Genomic DNA, 3,248 nt, shown 5'->3' on the forward strand with positions numbered 1-3,248 from the left:
AGCAGGGAGGAATATGAGAATAGAAGCTGCTCAAGCAGAGGAAATCGGGAAAAAAGCCAAAATAGAGGCGTGGAGCAGGGAGAGATAAGAGAATTGAAGCTGCTCAAGCAGAGGAAATCGGGAAAAAGCTCAAAATAGAGGCGTGAAGCAGGAAAAGACCTGAGAATATCAACGATTCAAGCAGAGAAAATCGCAAATTTCCTCAAAATAGAGGCGCACGTCAACAACCGAATATCAGAGGCATTCATTTCACAACATAACAAAACTTCCGGATCGTTCAAAAGACCCGGAAGTTTTTTATTTCAGAATACATTCTCAAAATACAGCCTGCGCAAGATTTTTCCTAAAGAATTAATACAAGAGTGTAGCCGGCGAAATTCTAATCTATCTTGTCACCTCATCATATATCTTCTCAAGCTTATCTATATGTGCATCAAAGCTATACTTTTCTGTAGCAATCTCAAGACTCTTCTTTGCGGCAAAGACATAAGCCTCATAACTTGATAGATAATCCAGAATTCCCTGCGCCATGCCTGATGCATCCTGAGGCGCATAGAGCTTGCCGTTTACATCCTTTGCTACAACCTGAGGGATGCCGCCAACCTCTGTGGACACAATGGGAAGAGCATATCCCATGGCTTCAAGGATTGACATGGGCATAGCCTCCATGTGGGAGGGCAGAAGGAAAATAGCACTTTCGCGAAGGAGCTTTTCTTTTTCATCTCCTGTAATCCATCCAGGCAAGATCACCGTATCCTGAAGCCCAAGTCTTTCAATCTCGGCTATAACAGGCTCTGTCTCACCTGTTCCGCCAAGAACAAAACGAACATCATCAAATTTCTTTTTTACTATATCCGCGATGGCAGGAATATCCACAACACCCTTTAGATTATCGAAACGTCCAAGATACAGGATCTGACGCTTGTTAAAACGCTCAGACAGAGAAGTATCAGCTGCCATTTCGGGATAAATCTTGCAATAATTGGAAACGACAGTAATCCTCTCAGCAGGCACAATTACCGACAGCTTTTCTTTCCATTCCTCAGACAGTACAACAATCCTTGTGCAGTAGCCATAGATTTTGCGAACAAGGTATTTCTTAAAGCTCCCTGCATTGGTGTAAAGCTCGTCAAGAGCAGAGCCGTGGATGTGGTTGATAATTGGAATTTTCCTGTTGTGGGCCATTACGATTATGGGCATTTTTCTAAAAAAGCTTGGCCCAAAGGATGAATGTACATGAACAGCATCCGGTCTGTTTGTCCTTAGTACGCGTCTAAATTCCCTGTAGGCACCCAGTGCCTTTGAGAGTTTTTTCCACTTGGAGCCGTCACAGTAGGATTCCACGTAGGTTATATCAAAATCATCTTCAAGACGGCTTCCGTAGTAATTTTCGATAACTGCGGCGATTCCGCCCTTTACTGTGCGCTCCTGCACTATCATGCAAATTTTTTTTCTGTTATTAGAAGTAGCCACAAATAGACCTCACTGTCATAAATGATAGGCTAATCTTATCATTATAAGGAGTTTTTGTAAAAAATCATTTCTTGAAGCGGCTTATCAAATAGTAGATTTTATAGGGGAAATTAGCGTAAAATGGAATATATAACTCAAACTTCCCACTTGTAAAAGTGGATTAGTCCCTTGAAAACTCAATAAAGATGCCATGTCAAATATACATCAGGCAGTCAGAGCCTCTTGCATGGGGCTAAGGGCGCTCTGCATATAATCGGGAAGCCCGCCGAGGAATGCATTGATGAACTCAGTCATCTTGGCTTCAGTAGGCTGGAACACAACTGATATAGCCTCAAACAGTGCAGTAAATATGATCTGCATGGAATCATCGAAAGTGATGTCAGCAATCTCATCAACCATGAAGAAGAATATCTCACCGAGACTACGCTGGTCATCAGAATATCTCCGGTTAATCGCAAGTATCATGTATCTTGTGAAAACAACAGCTATGTGACCACACATTGCATCAAATGAAAGACCACGATATTCCTTCACAAGATGAAGATAACTCTTGCATGTCTTGAAGAAGACCTCTATGGCCCATCTTTTTCCATATTGAGCAATGATCTCTTCTTCAGAAAGGCTCATGTCAGTGCAAATTATAGCAAGCCAGTCCTTCCTGTTGGATCGATTCCTTACATAAACAATCTTTGCCTCTATGGGGTTAAGACCACGTACCTTATCTTCTTTTCCAAGCATCACATCTACAGAAAGAAGATATTTGGAGCGGCCGCGACGTTTTCTGTTGCGTGAGTAGATCTGCTTTACATTAAGCTTTTCTTCCCCAACAAGATAATTGATTTTGGAACTCTTCTTAATCATGGCAATGGTATCAAGGCCCATCTTCTTGATTCGCTGTATGTTAACCGGTTCCGAGAACCAACTGTCGAACAGAACATACTTGGCACTATGACCTGCTTTTACAGCATTTTCAAGAAGCTGCATAACAACATCTGTAGATTTAGTTTGAGACTGCTCGCGTCTGCGATAAGCCAATGTTCTGTGGTCAAAGTCTTTTGCTGAGTTGAAACGGTTCTTTTCATTTGTTGAACTAAGCAGGCAGAAGTCAATCGGAAGGAAAGTTGCTCCATCTGACCAACCAAGTGTCAGGAGCCTGAAGCCTTTTTTATAACCTTTGCCACAGTGATCAAAAACTCGTGATAAAAGCTCAACATTCTTAGAACGAGACCTGTCAAACAGGCTGTCATCAATAACAAAAGCATCACGACGCTCCTTGCTGGTAAGATCTCTGAGCATGTTGTTGATTATGTCAGCAGAGAGCTCAATTGTGTACTTCTGCCAGTTGGCCTTTGGATTGTCAAGAAAGCGATATACTGCGTTCTTGGAAAATGCCTCAGTGAACTTCCCCTGATGCATTTGCATATACATGCTCTTGTTCATAAAAACAAGCTTAAGCAGATATGTAAAGATGACACTTATTGCAACGCCTCTGGCTTTGCCTGCGCCACATCTGTAAAGGTGTTTCACAACCTCAAACTTAGAGATGAAGGAATCCACTGACCGATTTAGATCATTGTTCTGAATCATTTCATCGGAATAGTCAGTTTTCAGGTTATGTGATACAATAGACATGGCGCACCTCGCTTATTTGCTAGTATTTTTGTTTCTCGTCAATTCAATTATACCGCAAATACTGGGCTTGCGCCTTTTTAGATGGCATTTTTATTGAGTTTTCAAGGTTCAACTGTCAATTCCCAAGTGGGAAGTTTGAGTAT

Annotated in this window: 2 protein-coding genes; both read right to left on the reverse strand. The window is 41.7% G+C overall.

Annotation, left to right across the window (positions count from 1 at the left end; all coding sequences use genetic code 11):
• Positions 1–384: 384 nt before the first annotated feature.
• Positions 385–1,473 carry a glycosyltransferase family 4 protein gene (locus tag G610_RS0119040; RefSeq protein WP_026526022.1) on the reverse strand — a complete coding sequence of 363 codons (1,089 nt, stop codon included), beginning with the start codon at positions 1,471–1,473 and terminating at the stop codon, positions 385–387.
• A 204-nt stretch (positions 1,474–1,677) separates the two neighbouring features.
• Positions 1,678–3,060 carry an IS4 family transposase gene (locus tag G610_RS0119045; protein WP_026524857.1) on the reverse strand — a complete coding sequence of 461 codons (1,383 nt, stop codon included), beginning with the start codon at positions 3,058–3,060 and terminating at the stop codon, positions 1,678–1,680.
• Positions 3,061–3,248: the final 188 nt, after the last annotated feature.

The organism is Butyrivibrio sp. MB2005 (assembly GCF_000424285.1).
Taxonomy (GTDB): Bacteria; Bacillota; Clostridia; order Lachnospirales; family Lachnospiraceae; genus Butyrivibrio.